The organism is Sphingosinicella soli (genome assembly GCF_014199685.1).
GTDB lineage: Bacteria > Pseudomonadota > Alphaproteobacteria > Sphingomonadales > Sphingomonadaceae > Sphingosinicella > Sphingosinicella soli.
This window is the reverse complement of record NZ_JACHNZ010000001.1, coordinates 250,872-274,314: the sequence shown is the minus strand read 5'-3', so window position 1 is coordinate 274,314 and position 23,443 is coordinate 250,872. Positions and strand designations below refer to the sequence as shown.

The window sequence follows — 23,443 nt, the reverse complement described above, 5'->3', positions numbered from 1 at the left end:
GTGAGCGCTTCGACAAACGCCCGCGGCGGCCGGCAAGGGCGCTGCCGAACGCTGACGGCGACCGGAATGGTCGTGTCCGTGCTGGCGACGATGGCGCCCGCGCCCGCCTTCGCCGATGTCGAGATCAATCCGTTCGTCTCGCTCCGGCAGGTCGTGTCGGACGGAACGGGCCGCGATACGCGGGGATGGCTGGAAGCCGGCGCCGGTTTTGCCGCGCTGCTCGACACGAACCGCATCGATGGCAACATCAGCTATCGGTACATGCGCCGCATCGAAGAATTCGGCAGCATCAGCCAGAAGAACCGCCACAACGCCAACGCCAACGTGCGGGCGGAACTGATCGATGATTTCCTCATGCTCAACGCGGGCGGCACCGCGTCGCAGTATGCGACGGACATGCGGGGCTTCAACGCGATCAATCCCGACGACGAGAACGGCAACCAGACCCAGATCTTTTCGGGCTACATCGAGCCGACCGTCCAGCAGCGTCTGGGCGATTTCGCGACGTTCCAGGGCCGCTACCGGCTCGGTGCGGTCTCTGCGGATTCGCCGCGCGAGGGGCTGACAGGGCCCGGCAGCATCGGGCTCGATCCGAGCGACGGTATCGGTTCGCGGCTCAGCGATTCGGTTACGCAGACCGCCGATCTGACGCTCGCCTCGACGCGCGCGACGAACACGTTCAACTGGTCGCTGACCGCGCAGGGCACGCGCGAGGATGTGGATCAGCTCAATCAGAAGTATCGCGGTTACAGCGCCGGCGGTGAAATAGGCTACCGCCTGTCCCGCAAGTTCGAGCTGATTGCGAGCGGTGGCTACGAAGATATTGATAATACACAGGATAGCATCCTGTTCGATCCGATCACCGGCCTGCCTGATCTCGACGAGGACGGGCGCTTTCAGGTCGATCCGGCGATGCCGCGCCGCACTGCGTACGACTTCAGCGGCATCTACTGGAATGGGGGCTTTCGGTTCACCCCGTCTCGCCGCACGTCGCTCGAATTCCGGGCGGGTGAGCGGTACGGGTCGGCCAATTTCTTCCTCGATTTCAACCACCGTTCGCGAAACGGCATGTCCGTGCGCGCGAACTTCCAGCAGACGCTGAACAGCTTCAGCAGGCTGCTCACCCAGTCGTTCAACGGCGTGCCGTTCAACGTCGTGCGTGTCGGCGGACTCGACCAGCTCGGCGTTCCGTTTTGCGTGATCGGCATCGATCCCGAATCGGATGACGGCGGCTGTCTCGGCGGATTCACGCAGTCGCTGACACCCGCGACGTTCAAGTCCGATCGCGGGCTGTTGATGGTCTCGCGCAAGCTCGAGGCCTTCACATGGTCGGCGTCGGTCTATTACGACAAGCGCCGCTATGTGGACGCGCAGCAGTTGCAGGCGCCCACGCAGTCCGAACTGCCGACGGGGCTGTTCGGCGACGACGAGAGCTTCGGCGTGCGCGGGCGCGTCGCGTTCCGGCTCGGCGAGCTTCAAACGCTGGGTTTCGACGCGCTGCTCGCCCGCAACAGCTATGCGCTGTCGGCGCAGCGCAAGGATACGCAGATCACGCTGGGTTCGCAGTACACGCGGCGCCTGAGCAAGCATTTGAGCGGCAACGCATCGTTTTACGGAACGCACCGCATCACCGAGACGCGTTCGGATTCGTCCTCCGTTACGGCATCCGTGGGTGTAAGATATAATTTCTGACGGCGGATTGACTGAAACGTCATGACTTCGGGTTTAAGCTGAGGGGCGTTTTCAAGGAACACAGGCAAAAAGCATGTACACCGAGTTCTACAACCTGAACGGACGCCCGTTCCAGCTCACGCCTGATCCGCGCTTCTACGTCGACACGCAGACGCACCGGAAGGCGATGGCCTACCTCACCTACGGTCTCGGCCAGGGCGAAGGCTTCATCATCATCACCGGCGACGTCGGCGCGGGCAAGACCACGCTGGTGGGCCGCCTGCTCCAGACCATCGACCGTTCGAAGCTCGTCGTCGCGAACATCGTCACGTCGCTTGTGGATGCCGACAACCTTCTGAAGATGATCGCCTCGGGGCTCGGCATCAACGCCGAAAACCTGGATGTCGCGACGCTGCTCACCCGCATCGAGAACTTCCTGCGCGTGCAGCACCAGCAGGGCCGCCGCGTGCTGCTGATCGTCGACGAGGCGCAGAACCTGCCGATCGGCTCGCTCGAACAGCTGCGGATGCTTTCGAACTTCAGCGCCGGCGCGCAGCCGCTCAGCCAGACCATCCTGCTCGGACAGCCCGAATTCCGCGAAAAACTCGCCAATTCGTCGGAGCTTGAACAGCTTCGCCAGCGCGTGATCGCCTCGCACCATCTGGAGCCGATGCGCCGCGACGAAATTCCGGCCTATGTCGAAAACCGACTGGCGCTGTGCGGCTGGGCGGGCGATCCGGCTTTCAGCGAAGAGGCCTATGACGCGCTTTTCGATTATTCGGGCGGCGTTCCCCGTAAGCTGAACAATCTCTGCGCGCGCGTGCTGCTGTTCGGCGCGCTCGAAGAGAAGCACGAGATCGACGAATCCATCGTGCGCGAAGTGACCGACGATCTGCAGCGCGACAACGCGCCGCGCGACCGCGAAAAGATCATTCAGCCCAACAGCGTATCGCTGTCTCCTGTTCCCGCGCCGCAGCAGAGCGGCTATCCGGCGCCGGGGCCGAGCGGCGGGGCCGCAGCGGCGCTTGACGACCGCTTGGTCGCGCGCATCGAACGTCTTGAATATTATGCGTCAGAAAACGACCGTAACCTGCGGCAAGTGCTGAGAATTCTTTCAGACCTCGTCGAGCAGAACGAGGTTGAACGCGGCCCGTACGGCGTCAGCCGAAGCGCATGAGCGGTGCGGTGGCGAACCGCGGCGTCTGCAATGCGATGTCGGTTGATGTGGAAGAGCACTTCCAGGTCGGCGCGTTTGAAAACACCATCCGACGCGAAGACTGGCCGCGATGGGAGAGCCGCGTCGTCCGCAACACGGAACGCGCGCTGCAGCTGTTCGCCGACAAAGGCGTCTCCGCGACGTTCTTCACGCTCGGCTGGGTTGCGCAGCGCGAGCCGGGGCTGATCCGCCGCATCGTCGAGGGCGGCCACGAGATCGCGAACCACGGCTATGCGCACGACCGCGTCCACACCTTCACGCCCGAGAGTTTCCGCGCCGACATCCGCAAGGCGCGCGCGCTGATCGAGGATGCGGCCGGCGCGCAGGTGAAAGGCTACCGCGCCCCGAGTTTTTCGATCGGCAGCGGCAACCGCTGGGCGCTCGAGGTGCTGGCCGAAGAGGGCTATGCCTACAGTTCGTCGGTCGCGCCGATCCGTCACGATCACTACGGCTGGCCCGAAGCGCCGCGCTTTCCGCACACGCCGATCGCGGGATCGGACATGATCGAGGTGCCGGTGACGACGGTGGAGTATGCCGGGCGGCGCATGGCGTGCGGCGGCGGCGGCTTCTTCCGGCTGCTGCCTTACGGTCTTTCCGAATGGGCGATCGACCGCGTGAACTGCATCGAGGGCGAGGCGACGGTGTTCTATTTCCACCCGTGGGAGATCGACCCCGAGCAGCCTGCGGTGCCCGGCGCGCCGCTCAAATCGCGCATCCGCCACTATACGAACCTCGACGTGATGGAAGCCAAGCTCGCGCGGCTGCTGGACCGGTTCCGCTGGGACCGCATGGACCGCGTTTTCCTGGGCCGCGAGACCCTGAAGGCGGCGGCATGAACGCGGAAAGCCCCATCGCGCCCACGGTGACGGAAATCGATATCGACGATGCCGCAGCCGCTGCGGCATTCGACGCGGCCGTGCAGAAGCATTCCGGCGCGACGCCGTTTCACCGCGCGGCATGGGGCAGGGCGATCCGCGATGCGCTCGGCCACACGCCCCGTTACCTGATGGCGGGCGACGCCGTGCTGCCGCTGATCGCGCTGCGGTCGCGGCTGTTCGGTTCGGCGCTCATCTCCAATGCCTTCGCGGTGCGCGGCGGGCCGCTCGCCGCCGATCCGCGCGCGCTTGCCGCGCTCGACAAGGCGGCGTGGGCGATTGCCGAGGCGGCAGGCATCGGCGTGCTCGAATATCGCGGCACGCAGGCCCTGCACCCGGACTGGGCGGCGAAGGCCGAAACCTACGCGAACTTCGTGCGTCCGCTCGAAGCCGACAGCGAAGCCAATCTGAAGGCGATCCCGCGCAAGCAGCGCGCCGAGGTGCGCCGATCGCTGACGATGGACCTGAGCGTGCGGGTCGCATCAGATGCGAAGGCGCTGCGCGACCATTTCGCCGTCTATTCCGAAAGCGTCCGCAATCTGGGCACGCCGGTGTTTCCCGCGCGCCTGTTTGCGGAAATCGTTCGCCACTTCGGCGAGGATGCCGACATCCTGACCGTGTATCATCGGGATGCGCCGGTCGCTTCGGTGCTGTCGCTGTATGACGCGCACACCGTCTATCCTTACTACGGCGGAGGCACGGCAGGTGCGCGCGCGCTGCGTGCCAACGATCACATGTACTGGATGCTGATGGAGCACGCGGTTTCGCGCGGGCGCCGCAACTTCGATTTCGGACGCTCGAAATACGATACCGGCGCATTCGCGTTCAAGAAGAACTGGGGCTTCGAGCCGCAACCGCTTGTTTATGAATACAGATTGGCGGAAGGCCGCGCGATGCCGGACGTCAATCCGAACAACCCGAAGTACAAACTGATGACCGACGTGTGGAGCCGCCTGCCGCTATGGCTCGCGAACCGCATGGGGCCGTTTGTCGCGCGGTCGCTGGGCTAAGCGATGGGCGATCTGCTGTTCCTTGCGCACCGCATTCCCTATCCGCCCGACAAGGGCGACAAGATCCGGTCGTGGAACATCCTGAAATACGTGGCCGCGCGCGCCCCGGTGCATCTCTGCGCCTTCGTGGATGATCCCGAAGACATGAAGCACGAGGCCTTCCTGGCCAGCATCTGCAAGTCCGTGAAGCTGATCCCGATGGATCCGAAGGACCGGCTGAAGCGCGCGTGGGCGGGCTGGCGCAAGGGCGAGGCGCTGAGCGTTTCCCTGTTCGACGACCGCGCCATGAAGCGCTGGGTGTGGGACCGTGTGAAGCAGAACGACATCGACCGGATGTTCGTCTTTTCCAGCCAGATGGCGCCCTACGCGCTCGGGCACACGTCGCAGGACCGGCGGCTGGTGATGGATTTCGTCGATATCGATTCAGACAAGTTCGCGCAGTACGCGAAAGAGAGCCGCTGGCCGAAATCGTGGCTCTACGCGCGCGAGGCGAAGCTGCTGCAGGCCTATGAAAAGCAGGTGGCGCGGCATGTCGATGTCAGCCTGTTCGTCTCCGACGCCGAAACCGCGATGTTCAGGCGCATCGCCGGTTCCTATGCGCATTCGGTCGATACGCTGCACAACGGGGTCGATCTGGCGTATTTTTCGCCCGATGCCGCCTTCGCGCCGCTCGGCGACGAGGCCGGGCCGAAGCTCGTGTTCACCGGGGCGATGGATTACCGGCCCAACATCGACGCTGTCTGCTGGTTCGCCGACGCGATCCTGCCGCGCGTCCGCAAACGCTATCCGCAGGCGCGTTTCCTCGTGGTGGGCGGCAAGCCGTCGCCCGAGGTGCAGGCGCTTGCCGCGCGGGAGGGTATCGTCGTGACCGGGCGTGTGCCCGACGTCAGGCCCTATGTCGCGGCGGCCGATGTGGCGGTCGCGCCGGTGCGGATCGCGCGCGGCGTGCAGAACAAGGTGCTGGAAGCGATGGCGATGGCGCGGCCCGTCGTGGCGACGGAGGCGGCATGGTCCGGGATCGACGCCGCGCCGGAACGCGATCTTCTCGTGCGCCGCGATGCGGAGAGCTTCGCCGATGCGGTCTGCGCCGTGCTGGACGATCCGGCGCTCGCCGCGCGTCTTGCCGGAAACGGACGGCAGCAGGTTGAAAGCCGGTACGCATGGAACGCCCAGCTTGCAAAACTCGACGGCTGGCTCGGTCTGGGTGCGGCAGATTCGAAAGTGGAAGCGGCATGAACGATATGAGCGAATTCGAAACCCGGGCGGCTGCGGCCGGAAGGGGCTGGCAATCCGCCATCATCGCGTGGGTCGTCGTGGCAGCGACGATACTCGTGCTGCTGCGCAAGGATGTCGCCCACATCTTCGACCTGTGGTGGAACACCGACACGTTCGGGCACTGCCTGCTGATCCCGCCGATCCTTGCCTATCTGGTGTGGCAGCGGCGCAGCGAGCTTGCGGTGCTGACGCCCCGGCCCTGGTATCCCGCAGCGATCCTGATGCTGATCGGCGGCGCCGGGTGGCTGGTGGGCGAGGCGTCGGGGGTCGCGCTGCTGCGGCATACGGCGGTTGTCGGTCTCCTCATCGTCAGCGTGCCGCTGGTCTTCGGCCTCACCGTGTCGCGGGGCCTCGCTTTCGTGCTGTTCTTCGCGCTGTTCATGATCCCGGCGGGCGAGGAACTCGTGCCGATCCTGCAGACGCTGACGGCGGCGATCTGCATCAAGCTGCTGGAATGGTCGGGTATCCCGGCCTTCATCGACGGCGTGTTCATCGCCATCCCCAACGGCAGTTTCGAAGTCGCGGAAGCCTGCTCGGGCGTACGTTTCCTGATCGCGATGATCGCATTCAGCGTGCTTGTCGCGCACCTCTGCTTCAAGCGCTGGACGCGGCGCATCCTGTTCGTGCTCTCGGCGATCGCGCTCTCGATTCTGGCGAACGGCATCCGCGCGTTCGGCACGATCTATATCTCGCACCTGACGACGCCGGGCTTCGCCGCCGGTGTGGATCACATCATCTACGGCTGGATTTTCTTCGCGATCGTGATGTTCCTGCTCGTCGCGGCCGGGTGGCCCTTCTTCGACCGCCCGGTCGATGACCCGGCGTTCGATCCGGCGCAGCTTCAGCCCGCGCCGCCCGCACCCGCCGCGCCGCGCGCGGTGGCCACGGCAGCCGCAATCGGCATCGTCGCAATGATCGCAGGGCCGCTGTACGGCTTCGCGGTCGCGAACCGCGACCCCGATACGGTGACAGCGTCGATCGCGCTTCCCGACGTGCCGGGCTGGCAGCGGATCGAAAGCGGCCCGGACTGGCAGCCGCACTACAAGGGCGTCTCTGCGCAGGCCATCGCGCGCTATGTGGACGGCGAAGGCCAGCCGGTCGATCTCTACATCGGCGTTTTCGACCGGCAGACCGAAGACGGCGAGCTTGTCGGCTACAAGCAGGGCCTGCTGCCGCCCGAGACCGACTGGTCGTGGGCGCGCAACGAAAAGGCCCCGCCGGGCGGCCGCGCGCAGCAGATCAAGAACGGCGGCACGGTGCGCGACAACTGGCAGTTCCTTCTGGTGAACGGCAAGCTGACCGGCAGCGACTACGTGGCCAAGATCGAAGGATTGAAGTCGCGGCTGCTCGGCGGCGAGACGCTGGCGGGCACGCTCGTCATTTCGGCCGATCGCCGCGACGAGCTGGTCAGTGCGATGCCCGTGATCGAACGCTTCGCAAAGGCGCTCGGCCCCGTGGATACGGCGATCGAAACCGCGACGGTGGAGCGCTAGTTCATGTGCGGCATCGCGGGATATTTCGACCAGCGCGAGCACCGGACCATTCCGGAGCCCGTGCTCCGCGCCATGACCGATATCCTCGCGCACCGCGGCCCGGACGGCAGCGGCTTTTACCGCGCGCCGGGTGTCGGCCTCGGGCACCGGCGGCTGTCGATCATCGACATCGCGGGCGGTGTGCAGCCGATGCCGAGCGAGGACGGCAAGGTCCAGATCGTCTTCAACGGCGAAATCTACAATTTCCGCGAGGTGCGCAAAGAGCTTCAGGCGCTCGGCCACGTGTTCAGGCGCGACAGCGACACCGAGGTCATCATCGAGGCCTGGCGCGCATGGGGCGAGGCCTGCGTCGACAAGCTGCGCGGCATGTTCGCCTTCGCGATCTGGGACGAGGGCGCCAGAATGCTGTTCCTTGCGCGCGACCGGCTCGGCGTGAAGCCGCTCTACTACGCCGATCTCGGTGACGGACGGTTCATCTTCGGCTCTGAACTGAAGGCGCTGCTGAAGTGGCCCGGCCTGTCCCGCGCCATCGATCCGCGCGCGATCGAGGACTATTTCGCCTACGGCTACATCCCCGACGACAAGTGCCTGCTCAGCGCCGTCAGCAAGCTCCCCGCCGGTCACACGCTGACGCTGCGCTGGGGACAATCCGGCGCGAAGCCGCGCGCGTACTGGGATATCGCGTTCGACGGGCACGTGAAGGGCACGCCCGAAGCGCTCGCCGAGGAACTGACCGCCCGGATGCGCGAGGCGGTGGCGCTGCGGCTGGTGGCGGATGTGCCGGTGGGCGCGTTCCTCTCCGGCGGGGTGGATTCAAGCGCGGTCGTCGCGCTGATGGCGGGGCTGATCGATACGCCGGTCAACAGCTGCTCGATCGGCTTCGACGACCCCGCCTACGACGAAACGGGCCATGCCGAGACGATCGCCAAGCGCTACGCGACGCACCACCGCGCGCGGACGGTGACGACCGACGACTACGGGCTGATCGATACGCTCGTTCAGGCGTTCGACGAGCCGTTCGCCGATGCGTCGGCGCTGCCGACCTACCGGGTCAGCGAACTGGCGCGCGAAACCGTGACGGTGGCGCTGTCGGGCGACGGCGCGGACGAGGCGATGGCGGGCTATCGCCGCTACCGGCTTTACATGAACGAGGAGCGCGTGCGCGGGTCGCTGTCCGCAGGCCTCCGCCAGAGCGTCTTCGGGCGTCTGGGCCGGGCCTGGCCGAAGCTCGACTGGGCCCCGCGCATGTTTCGCGCGAAATCGACGTTCGAAGCGATCGCGATGGACAGCGCCGAGGCCTATTTCCACGCCGTGAGCGTAACGCCCGACCGCATCCGTTCGCGGCTTTTCTCCGACTCGCTGAAACGCGAGATCGGCGGATACTGGGCCGGCACGCTTTACACCGACACGATGCGCGCGGCGCCCGCCGACGACATGCTCGGCCGCGCGCAATACGCCGACCTGAAGGTCTGGCTGCCCGGCGATATCCTGACCAAGGTGGACCGCACCAGCATGGCGGTCAGTCTGGAAGCCCGCGAGCCGCTGCTCGACCACGAACTCGTGAGCTGGATGGCGGGCCTGCCCAGCGATCTCCGGCTGCGCGGCGGGGAAGGCAAGTGGCTGTTGAAGAAGGCGATGGAGCCGTATCTGCCGAGAGAGATCCTGTATCGGCGCAAGATGGGCTTCTCGGTGCCGATCGACCGCTGGTTTCGCGGCGCGCTGGCCGACCGTGTCGCGGCACTGGCGAACGGTTCCAACGTCGCCGGGAGCGGCTGGTTCGACATGACGTATTTCTCGGCCTGCGCAGCGGCGCATCGCAGCGGCCGCGCCGATCACAGCAGGCTGCTGTGGCAGATGCTGATGCTGGAAGGCTCGCTCGCGGCGCTGGCCGCGACACCGGCCGCCGCGCTCGCCGCCTGAGTATTACAGGCCGGGAACGACCGTTTCGGGCGCAGGCGTCTCGGACGCCGTTTCGGCAACCACCGCTTCCGCCGCGACGTCGCCCTTGGCCAATGCAACCGCACTGGAGTGCGCGCGCGCAATGTCCGCCGCGGCGTCGGTCTGACGAACCGCGACCGGTTTCAGCGTGGGCGCCGGACGCACCTGATCCTTCTGGGACATCAGCGGCGTCATCGTGTTCGCATAAAGCGAACTGTCGCGCAGCGCGTGATAGGTCAGGATGATGCCGATACCGGCAAACAGAATGACTCCGGCAAGCCAGAGCAGAATCGTATTACGTGCAGCAGTATGCCGTTCCGTGCGGACGTGTGACGCCATCTTGAACCCTTCATCCGGCAGCGCCATGGCTTTGGTTTTCAAAGCTGCGACAGGCGCCGACGGTCTCTTCCGTAAGACTCAGGACTTGAGAGTTTATTACTCTTCGAATTGTCTGCACGATAAATGCATAGACTGTGCCAAAATGGGAATTCCGCATGTTTCAAACATGTTACGACACTGGCTGTGACAGATCCGCAACGAAGTCTTCGAAATCGTAAAGAATTTCGACACTTACCGGTAGTGCGCGGAGACGAAGAAAAGCCCGTCGGGCGGGGCGTTGAGGCCGAGCGCGGTGCGGTCGGCGGCCGCGAGTGCGGAGCGAAGATCATGCGCGCTCCAGCTGCCGTCTCCCACAAGTTTCAGGCAGCCGACCATCGAACGCACCTGATGGTGGAGAAACGACCGCGCGGCGGCGTGGATCGCGATTCGGTCGCCCGCGCGCGTGACATCCAGCCGGTCGAGCGTTTTGACGGGGCTGGCGGACTGGCAATGTACCGAGCGGAACGTCGTGAAATCGTGCTGCCCCACGAGAATCTGCGCAGCCGCGTGCATCGCATCGGCATCGAGCGGGCGCAGGACATGCCATGCCAGGCCGGACTGCCAGGTGAGGGGCGCGCGGCGGTTGATGATGTCGTAGCGGTAGCGGCGGCCCGTGCAATCGAAACGCGCGTGGAAATCGGGCGCCGCAGGTTCGCACGCGATGACCGAGATCGGCGCCGGCCTGAGGCGCGCGTTGAGCGCATCGCGCAGCCGGACGGCCGAGAGCGGCTTGGCGATATCGACGTGGGCGACCTGACCTTCGGCGTGGACGCCCGCATCGGTGCGCCCGGAGCCGTAGACGACGCTTTCCGCCTGCGTGACGGCGAAGACGGCCCGCTCCAGCGCCTGCTGCACGCTGGGGCCGTTTTCCTGCCGCTGCCAGCCGACGAAAGGCCGGCCATCATATTCGATGGTCAGCTTGAAGCGCTGCATCAGCCGAGCCGTGTTCCGGGCGGGACCGGAAAGCCGCGCAGCACCTCGGAAACGTCCATCGCGCGCTTGCCGGGGCGCTGGACGAGCGCGGGGCGGATCGCGCCGGTGCCGCAGGCGATGGTGAGCCGGTCGTCGAGCGTCACGCCGGGCTCTCCGCTGCCCTCCACCACATCGCAGGCGAGAATGCGGAAGCGTTCTTGCCCGAGCATCGTGAATGCGCCGGGGGCGGGGTTGAAGGCGCGCACGGCGCGCTCGACCTGCGCGGCGGGTTGCGTGAAATCGAGCGCGGCTTCGGCCTTGTCGATCTTGTGCGCGTAGGTGACGCCCTCGGCGGGCTGCGGCTGCGCGACCAGCGTACCAAAGCGGGCGAGGGCGTCGACGATCAGGCCGCCGCCGCATTCGGCGAGTTCGGCGGTCAACGCTCCGGCGGTCTTCGCGTCGACCGGGGTTTCGGCGGTGAGCAGCATGGGGCCGGTGTCGAGGCCGCGTTCCATCTGCATGATGGTGATGCCCGTTGCGCTGTCCCCGGCAAGGATGGCGCGCTGGATGGGGGCGGCGCCGCGCCAGCGGGGAAGGCGCGACGCATGGATGTTGAGGCAGCCGAGGCGCGGCGCATCCAGGATGGCCTGGGGCAGGATCAGGCCGTAGGCCGCCACCACTGCAACGTCGGTGCCGAGCGCGGCGAAGGCGGCGCGATCGGCCTCGTCCTTGAAGTTTACCGGAACGCGCACGGGCAGGCCGAGGCGCTCGGCCGCCTGCTGAACGGCCGACACCTGCGGCTGCTTGCCGCGCTGCGCGGGGCGCGGCGGCTGCGTGTAAACCGCCGCGACGTCGTGCCCCGCCGCCACAAGCGCCTCGAGCGCCGGCACCGCGAAGGCCGGGGTTCCCATGAAGACAATCCGCATGCGCGATCCGCTAGCCCCCGCGCGGAGCACTTGCAAGACGCCCGCGCGCACCGATAGATGGGCGCCGTATGTCCTCCCCCGAAATCGACGCGCTGACGCAGGCGCTCTCCCGGCTTCCCGGCCTCGGCCCCCGCTCGGCCCGCCGCGCCGTGCTGCACCTGCTCAAACGCCGCGAAATCGCGCTGAAACCGTTGATCGCGGCGCTGCAATCGGTGGAGGAAAACCTCGCCACCTGCGACATCTGCGGCAACGTGGACACGGCGAACCCCTGCGGCGTCTGCACCGACACGCGCCGCGACACGAAACTCCTGTGCGTGGTCGAAGAGGTCGCGGACCTGTGGGCGATGGACCGCGCGCGCCTGTTCCCCGGCCGCTTCCATGTGCTCGGCGGGCGGTTGTCCGCGCTGGAGGGCGTCGGGCCGGGCGACCTCAGCATCGCGCCGCTGATGGCGCGGGTGAGCGCGGGCGGCATCGAGGAGGTCGTGCTCGCGATGAACGCCACGATGGAAGGCGCGACGACGATGCACTACCTCGCCGAGCGGCTGGCCGGGCAGGGCGTTTCGGTGACGCAGCTCGCGCACGGCGTGCCGATGGGCGGCGAACTCGACTATCTCGACGAAGGCACGATCGCACAGGCGCTGCGCGCGCGGCGGCCTGTGGGGTGAGGGTTCGGGGGCGTCTCTCGACCTTGGCCTGAGCGTCTGCCTTGGCAGGCAGTCGAAGGGCTCGCGATGAAAACCTTTTTGTTCTCAACATCCAGCATCCCGAGCGAAGTCGAGGCACGCGCCGCGCTGCCTTCCACCACAATTCTTGGTAGCGCCGGGAAGGCCACTCCCCTAGATAGTGCGCTCACGCGAATCGTGTCCACAACCCGCATGAGGCCCGCTGCTCCATGTCCGTTATCGCCATTGGTAGCGACCACGCCGGTTACACCCTGAAATCCGCAGTCGCGGACTGGCTGAAGGAAGCCGGTCACGAGGTGCTCGACCTTGGCACCAACGGCAACGAGTCCGTGGATTACCCGGATTTCGGACGCGCGGTGGGCGAGGCCGTGGCTGCAGGCAAGGCCGAGAAGGGCGTTGTCGTCTGCGGATCGGGCATCGGCATTTCGATCGCGGCGAACCGCGTGAAGGGCGCGCGCGCCGCGCTCTGCATGAACGGGCTGATGGCGCGGCTTTCGCGGCAGCACAACGATGCGAATATCCTCGCGCTCGGGGAACGCCTGATCGGCGTCGAAACCGCGCGCGATTGCCTGAATGAATTTCTGAACACGCCCTTCGAGGGCGGACGCCATCAGCGGCGCGTCGACAAATTGTCGGCGTAGCCCATCAAGGAGACACGAGCATGAGCACCGCAGCCGCCACGCCGCTTGCACAGGACGGATTCTTTACAGACGGCGTCGCGACCGCCGACCCGGCCGTCTTCAAGGCCATGACCGGCGAACTCAACCGGGAGCGGGACCAGATCGAGCTGATCGCCTCTGAAAACATCGTCAGCCGCGCCGTTCTGGAAGCGCAGGGGTCTGTGTTCACGAACAAATATGCCGAGGGCTATCCCGGCAAGCGTTACTATCAGGGCTGCGCGCCTTCGGACGAGGTGGAGCAGCTTGCCATCGACCGCGCGCGCAAGCTGTTCGATTGCACCTACGCCAACGTACAGCCGCATTCGGGCGCGCAGGCGAACGGCGCGGTGATGATGGCGCTGGTCAAGCCGGGCGAGACGATCCTCGGCATGAGCCTCGCCGCCGGTGGCCACCTGACGCACGGCGCGCCGCCCGCGCAGTCCGGCAAGTGGTTCAACGCCGTGCAGTACGGCGTACGCGAAAGCGACCATCTGGTGGACTTCGACGAGGTCGAGCGGCTGGCGCTGGAGCATAAGCCCAGGCTCATCATCGCGGGCGGCTCGGCCTATCCGCGCACGCTCGATTTCCCGCGTTTCCGCGAAATCGCCGACAAGGTGGGCGCGTATCTGCTGGTCGACATGGCGCACTTCGCCGGTCTCGTCGCCGCCGGGCTGCACCCGAGCCCGCTGCCGCACGCGCATGTCGTCACCACCACCACGCACAAGACGCTGCGCGGACCGCGCGGGGGCATGGTGCTTTCGAACGACGAGGCGATCGGCAAGAAGATCAATTCGGCGGTGTTCCCCGGCCTTCAGGGCGGGCCGCTGATGCACGTGATCGCCGCGAAGGCGGTGGCGTTCGGCGAGGCGCTCGATCCGAGCTTCAAGCTGTACGCACAGGCGGTGATCGCCAACGCCAAGACGCTCGCAGGTCGCCTGAAAGAGCGCGGCTGCGACATCGTGGCGGGGGGCACCGACACGCACCTCGCGCTTGTTGATCTGCGCCCGAAAGGCATCACCGGCAAGGACGCCGACGAGGCGCTGGAGCGCAGCCACATCACCTGCAACAAGAACGGCATCCCGTTCGATCCGTTGCCGCCGACGAAGACCAGCGGCATTCGCGTCGGCTCCCCGGCGGGAACGACGCGCGGCTTCGGCCAGGCCGAGTTCACGGCCATCGCCGACATGATCGCCGACGTGCTCGACGGTCTTGCCGCAAACGGCGCCGAGGGCAACGCTGCGGTCGAGGCGGACGTGCGGGCGCGCGTGAAGGTGCTTTGCGATCGTTTCCCGATTTATCCGGGACTCTGACGCACTCATCGGGGGGAGGGACGAGCGATGCGCTGCCCGTTTTGCGGAGGCGAGGATAGCCAGGTCAAGGACTCGCGTCCGACCGAAGACGGCAGCGCGATCCGTCGCCGCCGCCAGTGCCCGGCGTGCGGCGCGCGCTTCACCACGTTCGAGCGTGTGCAGCTTCGCGAACTGGTGATCCTCAAGAAGTCCGGCGACAAGGAGGTCTTCGAGCGCGACAAGCTCGCCCGCTCCATCGAGATCGCCTGCCGCAAGCGCCCGATCGCGCCCGAACGCATCGAGCGGCTGGTTTCGGGCATCGTGCGCCAGATGGAGGCGATCGGCGAGGCCGAGATCGAGGCCGAGGTGATCGGGCAGGCGGTGATGGAAGGGCTGAAAACGCTCGACGCGGTCGCCTACGTGCGCTTCGCCAGCGTCTACCGCGATTTCCGCGAGGCCAGGGACTTCGAAGAGTTCATCGGCGCCATCGAAACCGTCGCGAGGACGGGGGGCAAGTGATGTCGGCCCCTGAAAGAATCGTCACCCTGAACGTGTTTCAGGGTCCATGCGGCGGTTCGGTGGCGATGCCCTATGGATGCTGAAACACGTTCAGCATGACAGAGGCTGTTCGTTCGGCAAATGAGCCGCCCGCCATCGTGCTGGTGCGGCCGCAGCTTGGCGAGAACATCGGCAAGGCGGCGCGCGCGATGCTCAATTTCGGGCTTGCGGAGATGCGTCTCGTGTCCCCGCGCGACGGCTGGCCGAACCCCGATGCGGGCCCGGCGGCGAGCGGCGCCGACATCGTGCTCGAAAACGCGAAGGTGTTTGAAACCGTCGCCGAGGCGGTCGCCGACTGCGCGTACGTCTACGCCACCACCGTGCGCAAGCGGGGCCTGACCAAAGAGGTCGTCGGCCCCGAACAGGCCGCGCGCGATACGCGCAGCCGCGCCGGACGCACGGCGATCCTCTTCGGCCCCGAACGCTCCGGCCTCGAAACCGACGACGTAGCGCTCGCGCAGACGATCCTCACCGTTCCGGTAAACCCGCAGTTCGGCTCGCTGAACCTCGCGCAGGCGGTCATCCTCTTCGCCTACGAATGGTCGAAGGCCGGGGTGGGGGAGGCGACAACTTTCGACAACTACGAAGGCCCCGCCCCCCAGGCCGACCTCGAAGGCCTTATCGTCCAACTCACCACCGCGCTCGATAACATCGACTACTTCCGCGTCACCGTCCGAGCCCCCACCGCCCGCCGCACCCTTCGCAACATGCTCACCCGCCCGAGCTTCTCCGCAAAGGAAGTGCGCACACTGAGGGGCATCGTGACAGCGCTGACCAAAAGGCGCGATTAGCGCAGGTTCGTGTTCAGGAATGCGCCGATCCGCGTCAGCATGTCGATGCGAACCTTGCTGTCGACAAGACTGTGTTCCAGCCCATCATACTCGACATAATCGACGGGCTTGCCTTCCTTCCGAAGCTCGCGCGCCATGACGCGGGACTGATTGACATCCACGTTCAGGTCCATCGTGCCGTGAAACATCAATACAGGAACACGGAATGCGGCCGCATGCCGCGCGGGCGATCCCGCGAGGCGTTCGGGGCCGCTTCCGATCGACTCCTTCACAAGGCGGGACTCCTTGTAGTGCCGGGCCTCGCTGACAAATTGCTGCAGATCCGTGACCGGCGCGATGGCGACAGCGGCCTTGTAGAGCGCGGGATCGACCACGTTCGATTGCAGCGCGGCATAGCCACCATAGCTCCAGCCGACGATGGCAACGCGCTTTGCGTCCGCAAGACCGCTGGCGATGGCCCAGCGGGCGCCGTCGTTGATGTCGCCGATGGCCTGCCGCCAGCCTTGAAACCCGTTGTCGCCGACCCAGTCCTCGCCGTAGCCCGACGAGCCCCGGAAATTGGGTTGAAGCACCGCATATCCGTTTAATGCCAGATACTGGGCCAGCCAGTCGAAGCCCCACGTATCGCGTGCAGTAGGCCCACCGTGCGGCATCACGACAAGCGGCAATTGCGTGCCTTCCTTTCCCGGCGGCAGCGTTAGATAGCCGGGAATGAGCGTGCCGTCCGCAGCGCGGTAAGAGATCGGTTTCGATGTCGCGAGCGTCTTGCCCGTCAATTCATCCCGCACCGCGCTAATAACCATCAACTCGCGGCCTTTGCGATCAAAAACATAATAAGTGCCGGGGTCGTTGTCTGCATGGGCAAGCAGCAGGATGCGATTTTCGTCCCATGAGGTGTCGAGCAGTGTGACGGTCTTGCCTGGCAAAGCCCGGGAAAGGCTTTTGCCGAGCGCCTTCAGATCGTTGTCGAAATATTCGAGGTGCTCGTACTCATCGTAATAGTAGACACCGACGGGACGGTTCCGTGCCCCGATACGAGCAAGATTGGTGATGTCCACCTTCTCGTGCGCGAACACGACCTGTTTTTCCGCGCCACCGTCCAGCCGGTGCTTTACGAGAGCGTCGCGGCCGTTCACTGGTTCCAGCGTGTAAACACTGTCGCCGCTTTCATCGAAGCTCAGCACATAGGCTGCGTCGGGAAGTGTGACCCGTTTCCAGTTCCGGGCCTCGCGGTCCCGATACCAGTGGATTTGCTTACCAGTGTAATTCTGATTTCCATCGATATCGCGAACGGTTCGGAAGCGGATATCGCCCTGTGCGTCGGTGATGTAACGGCTGGCATTTCTGTTCGGGCGTTCCAGCGTCGATTCTTTGCCGTTGTAAATATTGTACCGCTTTACGCCGAGGCCTGACTCGGGGCTTAAAAGGCGCGTTCCGGTTGTTGACTGTTCGAGAAAGGGAACCTGCATCAGGACATGTTCAGGGTCTGCCGGGAGGGTGTCGATAAGCCGCCCAGAGTATTGGTTAAGCTGCAGCGCACGGTCGGTATCCTGCGTGCCGAGCGTGCGCACGTTCGTGCCATCCCTCCCGATCGCGAACATACGCGTAAAGCCGAGCTTGATGCCGTCCACCTTGGTCTCGCCGACGACGAGACAGGTAAGGCGATCGGTTTTTACCCAATGGCATTCCGAAATCCTGGAGCCATCGAACGAGGAATTCGCGAGGAGATTTTGCTTGCCGGTCGCAATTTCGGCGACCACGAAGTTCGTATCACGCGGCCCCGCCGGCGTTTTGTAGACGACAAAATCACCCAAGGGAGACAAGCCTACACTCTCTATGCTCGCACGCGCGCCTAAAAGCGTGGCGAGGTCTGCATTTTGGGCGGCGGCAGGCAATGAAACGGCAAGCAAAAGCGCGATCGCACTTAATCCAGGCCCTTGAACAAGCACATTCAGCCCCCATCATTGCTTCGCCGAAACTATCTTTGCATCGTGAAACGATTGCAAGCCCCCCTGACGTCCTTTCCGGCATTTGAGGCGGCGCAAATGCGTTGACTCAATTGGTTGGCACAGCTAAACGCGCGCCTTCGCAATTGGCCCTGCACGTCCGGTGAAGCAGGTGCCGCATTCTGTGAATGGCAGGATGGTGCGGTTCCGGGCATTTTTGAACGCGAATTGAAAGGATGGCGCATGTCGAAGCGCAGCAGTGCAAAGTACAAGCTCGATCGCCGCATGGGCGAGAATATCTGGGGTCGTCCGAAGAGCCCGGTCAACAAGCGCGAGTACGGCCCCGGTCAGCATGGTCAGCGCCGCAAGAGCAAGATCTCCGACTTCGGCATCCAGCTCCGCGCCAAGCAGAAGCTCAAGGGCTATTACGGCGACGTCACCGAGAAGCAGTTCCGCAAAGTTTACGAAGAAGCCGTCCGCATGAAAGGCGATACCTCGCAGAACCTGATCGGCCTGCTTGAACAGCGCCTGGACATGGTCGTGTACCGTGCGAAGTGGGCGCCAACGATCTTCGCCGCGCGCCAGATCGTGAACCACGGCCATATCGAAGTGAACGGCGAGAAGTGCAACATCGCCAGCCGCCGCGTGAAGCCGAACGACGTGCTGTCGCTGCGCAAAAAGGCGCAGGAAATGGCGCTGGTGCTCGAAGCGCAGGGCCTCAGCGAGCGCGAGATCCCCGAGTATGTTTCGATCGACGGCGACGGCAAGGCGACTTATGTGCGCGTGCCGACGCTTGATGAGGTGCCCTATGCGGTCCGCATGGAACCGAACCTCGTCGTCGAGTTCTACTCGCGCTAAACCGGGCAAGATTTCAGGAAAAAGGGCGCTGCCGGAAGGTGGCGCCCTTTTTCTATCGGCGGCTCGCGAGAGTCAGATAGATCGCAACCGGCACCACCGACAGCAGGCTGTAGATCAGCAGCGTGGAAAGCTGCACGATCCACAGCGCGGGGGAGGTGATCGTCATCGACTGCACGATCGCGGCAACCTGATGCGGCGTTTGCGCGGAATGAAAGACGGCGAAGCGGACGACCATGATCGCCGGCGTCAAGGCGAGCATGATGACGATGCACAGCGCGGACAGCTGCCAGCGGCTGCCCTTCGAGAGTTCCGCCGCGCGCCGAAGTGCAGCCATCGGCCAGAGCCGCTCGCTGAGGGCAGCCGGAACGGCGAGCGCCCAAACGGCGAAGGCCGCGATGCAGGCAACTATGAACAGCAGCGAACTCATCTGCCCGAGCTGAAGCATCCGTGAGGCGAGTAAAAGCACGATGCGTAGTGTCATGAGGCCGATGCCGATCGTCAGCGCGACGACCAACCCCGGCTGAAGTCCACGCAGACCCGCCTTCATGAACGCGCGCGGATCGCGGTTGCGGGCGAGCACGCCTCCGGTCACGGCGCAGAGGAAGATCATCACCAGCATCCAGCGCAGCGTTTCGACAATGGTGCCGAGCGCGGGATCCGGTGCTGCTTCCGTGGCGATGCTGAGCGTCCGCAGCGCGACCGCCGGGAGCGTCAGGAAAAGGAGGCCGAGAAAGATGATCGGCGCAAACTGGGCCCAGAAAATAGAAAGCGCGAGCCGGATTGCGGCGACGAGATCGAGCGGAGCGGGTGGCTTCATGGTGTGATGGTACGCGTTCGCCCCCGGCCTACAACATGAAATACCCCGCCACCGGCAACAAGGGCGACGTCTGCAAGGTCGCTGGCCGCGACAAGTTCGAACGGCCCCGTCGAAGGCAGTGCGATATTTGCAGCGGGCCAACTCGGCGCGCCTTTCCGCATCGAAACCAGCCGGTCCCCCGCTGCGCCGCGCAGGTGGACGTAAAGCGTATCCCGACCTGCCTTGGCACCGATGATGCGGAAGCCCGCAGGCGGCGTGTAGGCAAGTTCCGGCAGCGTCTCGCTGGCAGGACCGAGGAGCGGGGCCATCGGATAGGCGACAAGGCTGCCCGGCGGTTGCCGGCCCTGCGCGGTCATCCAGCCGCGGTCTCCCAGCACGGCGATGGCGCGGCCCTGGAAGAAATCGAGCAACCGCGCGTCGGCGGGAAGCTGTGAGCGCCGGAAGTTCTGCCCCCAGCCGAAATGATAAAGCTCGAAATCGCCGGTTGCCGTCGTCACCTCCGCGGCATGGAAGAGACCGCCGCCCGACAGCGAGAAGAAGGGGCGGATGCCGTGCGTGTCGAGCGGAGCGGCGAGGATCGTCGTTGCCCCGTAAACGGGCTGCCCGCGCGTCCAGAGCTTGAGCAGGCGAGGAACTCCTGCACGCGTCAGAGATCCCGGCCCGGTGTTGGCGGCGACGAGGATACGGCTGTCATCGTACCAGATCGCCTGCGTCGGCCCCGGCGGGAGCGCAAAGCCGTTAGGGACGAAGCCGCCCGCCTGCGTACTGTATTCGCGCAGTGCGACGCCCGGCCGTCCGGCTTCTGCAAGGAATAGCAGGCAACGCTCGAACGTCGGCGGCAGGCAATCGGCATCGACAAGATGCCAAGACTTGTTCTCGGCCTTGCCGAGCGCCGCGATATCCGCCGTAACGGACCAGTCCGGCCTGCCGCGAAGGAGCGGTGTGAGGTCGCTGCGCTTCAGAACGCGGGCGTCGCCGTTTTCCGTATACAAAGCGAGGCGCTCGTCCTGAAAGCGCGCGACCGTACCTGCCGAAGCGGGGAGGGCCGCCGCCGCAATCAGAAACGCGAGACAGATTTTGATGCGCGACCCCAACGACATGGCCGGTGGTAACCATGAGATCGCGGGCGGCGCAAGCATGCGCCCGCCCGGATGCCGGAAATCAGCGTTCAGCCGTCAGCCGTCAGTGACCCGTGCGGGCAACGGCCGGAAGCTCGCTGCGTCCGCGCTTCACGATCAGCTTGTTCAGCGCGTTCGCGTAGGCCTTCGCGGAGGCGACCATCGTATCGACATGGGCGCCCGTGCCGCGCACTGTGCGACCATCTTCGGAAAGCACGACGCTGACCGTCGCCTGCGCGTCGGTGCCTTCGGTGACGGCGTGAACCTCGTAGAGCGTGAGTTGCGCATCGTCGTGAGGCACGATCTTGCGCATGGCCTTGAACACGGCGTCGATCGGCCCGTTGCCGCGGGTGGTGACGGTCTGTTCTTCGCCCTCTACCGCGAGCGTCAGGATGGCGCGCTGCGGACCGTGGGAGCCGCAATAAATCTCCAGCTCCCTGAACTGGATCACCTGATTGTCGCGTATCGTCTCGTCGTCGACCAGCGCGACAATGTCTTCGTCGTAGACGTGCTTCTTGGCGTCGGCGAGATCCTTGAAGCGCTTGAAGGCATCCTGAAACTCGTTGTCGCCGAGCTTGTAGCCCAATTCCTCAAGTTTCTGGCGGAAGGCGTGGCGGCCCGAGTGCTTGCCCATGACGAGACTGGATTCGGAAAGGCCGACCGATTCCGGTGTCATGATCTCGTAGGTGCTCGCGTCCTTCAGCATGCCGTCCTGATGGATGCCGCTTTCATGCGCGAAGGCGTTGGCGCCGACGATCGCCTTGTTGGGCTGTACCTGGAAGCCGGTGACGGCCGATACGAGCCGCGAGGCGCGCGTGATCTCGCGCGTGTTCACGCCGGTGGCATAGGGCATCACGTCGTTGCGGACGCGCAGCGCCATCGCGATTTCCTCGAGCGCGGCGTTGCCCGCACGCTCGCCGATGCCGTTGATCGTCGATTCCACCTGGCGTGCCCCGCCCGAAACCGCCGCCAGAGTGTTCGCGACGGCGAGGCCGAGGTCGTTATGACAGTGGGTGGAGAAGATCGCCTTGTCGGCATCCGGCACGCGGGAGATGACGTCGCGAAACATGGCGCCGTAGGTTTCGGGCGTCGCGTAGCCGACCGTGTCGGGCAGATTGATCGTCGATGCGCCGGCACGGATCGCGGTTTCGACCGCGCGGCACAGAAAATCGAGATCGCTGCGGGTTGCGTCTTCCGCCGACCATTCGACATCACCGCAGAGGTTGCGCGCGTGGCTTACGGAGGCGCGGATTTTCTCCAGAACTGCTTCGGGCTCCATCTCCAGCTTGACGCGCATGTGGAGCGGCGAGGTGGCGATGAACGTGTGGATGCGGGGATTCTTCGCATCCTTCAGCGCGGCCCATGCGCGATCGATGTCGCCCGTCGCGGCGCGCGCGAGGCTTGCAATCGTTGCTGTTTTCGCCTGACGGGCAACGGCCTGAACGGCTTCGAAATCACCATCGGAGGCGATGGCGAAACCGGCTTCGATAATATCGACGCCCAAGGCTTCGAGCTGTTCGGCAATGCGCAGCTTTTCGGCGAGGTTCATCGAGCAGCCGGGGGACTGCTCGCCGTCGCGCAGGGTGGTATCGAAAATCTTCACGTAGTTCTGGCTGGACATGGCACACCTTCAAAATCTCTGGAAAACGGGAGCGAACCTTTGCGGTTCGGTTCGATCGAGACCCTTAGGCGGCGGCGCGTCAAAAGCGCCAGACAGCGAAACCCGCGCGCCTAAGGGCGCGTAAGTCGAAGGAGCGCAAGCAGGGTGCGCCGGGTTGAATCAAGGCTGTCGTGCCGTTTCATATGCACAGGTCTATGTTGCAAGCTGCCGGATTTGTCCAGCCCTGAACAGGATCAGATGATATTCGCGGGCAGCGGCACCTTGTTGCTCGCATTGGCCGATGCCGGTTTGATCTCGCTGATCACGCATTCGAGTTCAACGTCGATGGGTCCGTCGATCTGCGCCATTGCGTCGGCATCGAGGATCGTGCCGTTGATGTCCACGGCCCAGCAACGACCGCCCAGATCCGTGAGGAGGGCGGCAACTTCCGAGCCGTTCTCCACGGGTTCAGCCGCCACGGGTGTCGCCGCAAGCAGGATGGCCAGAGCTGCGATGCCATAACGTACGATCATTGCCGGTTTCCCTCACTGTCTTGCACAGTATCAAATGCAAAAGTGATGCCAGCGCTTCCGCCGCAAGCCGGATCAACCGGTTCGATGGTTAAGGCGGCTCATACCATCACGGAACTGTAAAAATGCGCGACAAACCGTTGCCGCCATAACGAAAAAGGGCGACCCGAAGGCCGCCCTTTCCACCCTAGTTCTGATCTTTTTTAGACTTTGCGGCGACGGGTTGCCGCAAGACCGATCGCGCCGAGACCGAACAGTGCGAGCATGCCGGGCTCCGGCACATCGGTGATCGGATCGTGAGCGAGCGCTACGTTATCGAACTCGAACGCGTAGCTCGAGCTGGAGGCGACGACTTTGTTGAAGGCGGTGTCCGAATTGATGTTCACATAATAGGTGCCCGCCGCGCCCTGATCGCCGTTTGCGGCAGCAGCAACATCAGACCCTGAATACGTGAACAGGAGTGTGTTGCCGTCGTAGAAGGTAAGCGAATTGTAGGTATCGACCGAACCCCAAAGGATCCCGAAATACTGATGAGAGTCGCCCAGATCGAGCGTGACGGTGCCGATGCCGGTCGTGAGATACTGCGTAGCATCCTGACCATCAGCCTGCGCGTTCCCGAACAGCGCACCGTTGCCGCCCGAAATGAAGGGTGCGGCATACTGTCCCGACACGTTCGGGAGTGACGCCGTGCCGGCGCCCGTTCCTGCGAACGAAACGGTGATACCGCTCGCCGTCGTGCCGCCGGGGCCGATGGCATCGAAGCTCTCGTACACGTTGGCGCCAACGGGAACGCCGCCCACCGACGAGGTGATGACTGCGGCGGATGCGCCGGTGGAAGCGAGCATGGCGGCAAAAGCAATCGCGTATTTCATGACATAATCCTCTGGTTAAACCGTGTTG

General features: G+C 64.8%; 22 protein-coding genes. 13 read left to right on the top strand and 9 right to left on the bottom strand.

Annotation, left to right across the window (positions count from 1 at the left end):
* The 7 genes from GGQ98_RS01340 (at position 1) to GGQ98_RS01310 (ending at position 9,460) form a co-directional block, all read left to right on the top strand.
* Positions 1 to 1,692, top strand: a complete 1,692-nt coding sequence (locus GGQ98_RS01340) for a porin family protein (protein ID WP_184063926.1) — start codon at positions 1 to 3, stop codon at positions 1,690 to 1,692.
* Positions 1,693 to 1,765: 73 nt separating this feature from the next.
* Positions 1,766 to 2,848, top strand: coding sequence for an XrtA/PEP-CTERM system-associated ATPase (locus tag GGQ98_RS01335; protein WP_184063923.1), 1,083 nt, complete (start codon positions 1,766 to 1,768; stop codon positions 2,846 to 2,848).
* Complete coding sequence (locus tag GGQ98_RS01330; RefSeq protein WP_184063920.1) at positions 2,845 to 3,723, top strand: XrtA system polysaccharide deacetylase; 879 nt, start codon at positions 2,845 to 2,847, stop codon at positions 3,721 to 3,723. Before GGQ98_RS01335 ends, GGQ98_RS01330 begins: the two co-directional genes overlap by 4 nt.
* Complete coding sequence (locus GGQ98_RS01325) at positions 3,720 to 4,772, top strand: FemAB family XrtA/PEP-CTERM system-associated protein (protein WP_184063917.1); 1,053 nt, start codon at positions 3,720 to 3,722, stop codon at positions 4,770 to 4,772. Before GGQ98_RS01330 ends, GGQ98_RS01325 begins: the two co-directional genes overlap by 4 nt.
* Before the next feature lie 3 nt (positions 4,773 to 4,775).
* On the top strand, positions 4,776 to 6,008 hold the full coding sequence (locus GGQ98_RS01320; protein WP_184063914.1) for a TIGR03087 family PEP-CTERM/XrtA system glycosyltransferase: 1,233 nt from the start codon (positions 4,776 to 4,778) through the stop codon (positions 6,006 to 6,008).
* Positions 6,005 to 7,540 carry an exosortase A gene (gene xrtA / locus GGQ98_RS01315; protein WP_184063911.1) on the top strand — a complete coding sequence of 512 codons (1,536 nt, stop codon included), beginning with the start codon at positions 6,005 to 6,007 and terminating at the stop codon, positions 7,538 to 7,540. Before GGQ98_RS01320 ends, xrtA begins: the two co-directional genes overlap by 4 nt.
* A gap of 3 nt (positions 7,541 to 7,543) precedes the next feature.
* Positions 7,544 to 9,460: an XrtA/PEP-CTERM system amidotransferase gene (locus GGQ98_RS01310; RefSeq protein WP_184063908.1), complete on the top strand. Its 1,917-nt coding sequence runs from the start codon at positions 7,544 to 7,546 to the stop codon at positions 9,458 to 9,460.
* A 3-nt stretch (positions 9,461 to 9,463) separates the two neighbouring features.
* On the opposite strand, the gene GGQ98_RS01305 is transcribed toward GGQ98_RS01310, so the two are convergent.
* The 3 genes from GGQ98_RS01305 to fmt all read right to left on the bottom strand — a co-directional run bounded on the left by GGQ98_RS01305 (position 9,464) and on the right by fmt (position 11,694).
* The gene (locus GGQ98_RS01305) at positions 9,464 to 9,844 is read right to left on the bottom strand and encodes a hypothetical protein (protein ID WP_184063906.1); all 381 of its coding nucleotides are present in this window, start codon (positions 9,842 to 9,844) and stop codon (positions 9,464 to 9,466) included.
* Positions 9,845 to 10,048: 204 nt separating this feature from the next.
* Entirely contained in the window at positions 10,049 to 10,789 is a 741-nt protein-coding gene (gene truA / locus GGQ98_RS01300; RefSeq protein ID WP_184063904.1) for a tRNA pseudouridine(38-40) synthase TruA, read from the bottom strand.
* Positions 10,789 to 11,694, bottom strand: coding sequence for a methionyl-tRNA formyltransferase (fmt, locus tag GGQ98_RS01295; RefSeq protein WP_184063902.1), 906 nt, complete (start codon positions 11,692 to 11,694; stop codon positions 10,789 to 10,791). Before fmt ends, truA begins: the two co-directional genes overlap by 1 nt.
* Before the next feature lie 68 nt (positions 11,695 to 11,762).
* Between fmt and recR the strand changes: the two genes are divergently transcribed.
* From recR to GGQ98_RS01270, 5 genes are all read left to right on the top strand, one after another.
* The gene (gene recR / locus GGQ98_RS01290; RefSeq protein ID WP_184063900.1) at positions 11,763 to 12,359 is read left to right on the top strand and encodes a recombination mediator RecR; all 597 of its coding nucleotides are present in this window, start codon (positions 11,763 to 11,765) and stop codon (positions 12,357 to 12,359) included.
* 227 nt (positions 12,360 to 12,586) lie between these two features.
* Positions 12,587 to 13,018 carry a ribose 5-phosphate isomerase B gene (gene rpiB / locus GGQ98_RS01285; RefSeq protein ID WP_184063898.1) on the top strand — a complete coding sequence of 144 codons (432 nt, stop codon included), beginning with the start codon at positions 12,587 to 12,589 and terminating at the stop codon, positions 13,016 to 13,018.
* 20 nt (positions 13,019 to 13,038) lie between these two features.
* On the top strand, positions 13,039 to 14,346 hold the full coding sequence (gene glyA, locus GGQ98_RS01280; RefSeq protein WP_184063895.1) for a serine hydroxymethyltransferase: 1,308 nt from the start codon (positions 13,039 to 13,041) through the stop codon (positions 14,344 to 14,346).
* Positions 14,347 to 14,373: 27 nt separating this feature from the next.
* Positions 14,374 to 14,844, top strand: a complete 471-nt coding sequence (gene nrdR, locus GGQ98_RS01275) for a transcriptional regulator NrdR (RefSeq protein ID WP_184063893.1) — start codon at positions 14,374 to 14,376, stop codon at positions 14,842 to 14,844.
* Positions 14,845 to 14,939: 95 nt separating this feature from the next.
* The gene (locus tag GGQ98_RS01270; protein ID WP_184063891.1) at positions 14,940 to 15,674 is read left to right on the top strand and encodes an RNA methyltransferase; all 735 of its coding nucleotides are present in this window, start codon (positions 14,940 to 14,942) and stop codon (positions 15,672 to 15,674) included.
* On the opposite strand, the gene GGQ98_RS18750 is transcribed toward GGQ98_RS01270, so the two are convergent.
* The gene (locus tag GGQ98_RS18750) at positions 15,671 to 17,623 is read right to left on the bottom strand and encodes an alpha/beta fold hydrolase (RefSeq protein WP_184063889.1); all 1,953 of its coding nucleotides are present in this window, start codon (positions 17,621 to 17,623) and stop codon (positions 15,671 to 15,673) included. The genes GGQ98_RS01270 and GGQ98_RS18750 overlap by 4 nt on opposite strands.
* Before the next feature lie 240 nt (positions 17,624 to 17,863).
* Here GGQ98_RS18750 and rpsD point away from each other — a divergent pair, with 240 nt between their 5' ends.
* Positions 17,864 to 18,478 carry a 30S ribosomal protein S4 gene (rpsD, locus tag GGQ98_RS01260; protein ID WP_184063887.1) on the top strand — a complete coding sequence of 205 codons (615 nt, stop codon included), beginning with the start codon at positions 17,864 to 17,866 and terminating at the stop codon, positions 18,476 to 18,478.
* A 52-nt stretch (positions 18,479 to 18,530) separates the two neighbouring features.
* On the opposite strand, the gene GGQ98_RS01255 is transcribed toward rpsD, so the two are convergent.
* The 5 genes from GGQ98_RS01255 to GGQ98_RS01235 form a co-directional block, all read right to left on the bottom strand.
* On the bottom strand, positions 18,531 to 19,295 hold the full coding sequence (locus GGQ98_RS01255; RefSeq protein ID WP_184063885.1) for a hypothetical protein: 765 nt from the start codon (positions 19,293 to 19,295) through the stop codon (positions 18,531 to 18,533).
* The gene (locus GGQ98_RS01250; RefSeq protein ID WP_184063883.1) at positions 19,292 to 20,395 is read right to left on the bottom strand and encodes a S9 family peptidase; all 1,104 of its coding nucleotides are present in this window, start codon (positions 20,393 to 20,395) and stop codon (positions 19,292 to 19,294) included. The genes GGQ98_RS01255 and GGQ98_RS01250 overlap by 4 nt, the downstream gene beginning before the upstream one ends.
* A gap of 82 nt (positions 20,396 to 20,477) precedes the next feature.
* Positions 20,478 to 22,034, bottom strand: a complete 1,557-nt coding sequence (locus GGQ98_RS01245) for a 2-isopropylmalate synthase (protein ID WP_184063881.1) — start codon at positions 22,032 to 22,034, stop codon at positions 20,478 to 20,480.
* 233 nt (positions 22,035 to 22,267) lie between these two features.
* Positions 22,268 to 22,546, bottom strand: a complete 279-nt coding sequence (locus tag GGQ98_RS01240; RefSeq protein WP_184063878.1) for a hypothetical protein — start codon at positions 22,544 to 22,546, stop codon at positions 22,268 to 22,270.
* Between the two features lie 200 nt (positions 22,547 to 22,746).
* A complete protein-coding gene (locus GGQ98_RS01235; RefSeq protein ID WP_184063874.1) occupies positions 22,747 to 23,415 on the bottom strand; it encodes a PEP-CTERM sorting domain-containing protein in 669 nt (222 codons plus the stop codon).
* Positions 23,416 to 23,443: the final 28 nt, after the last annotated feature.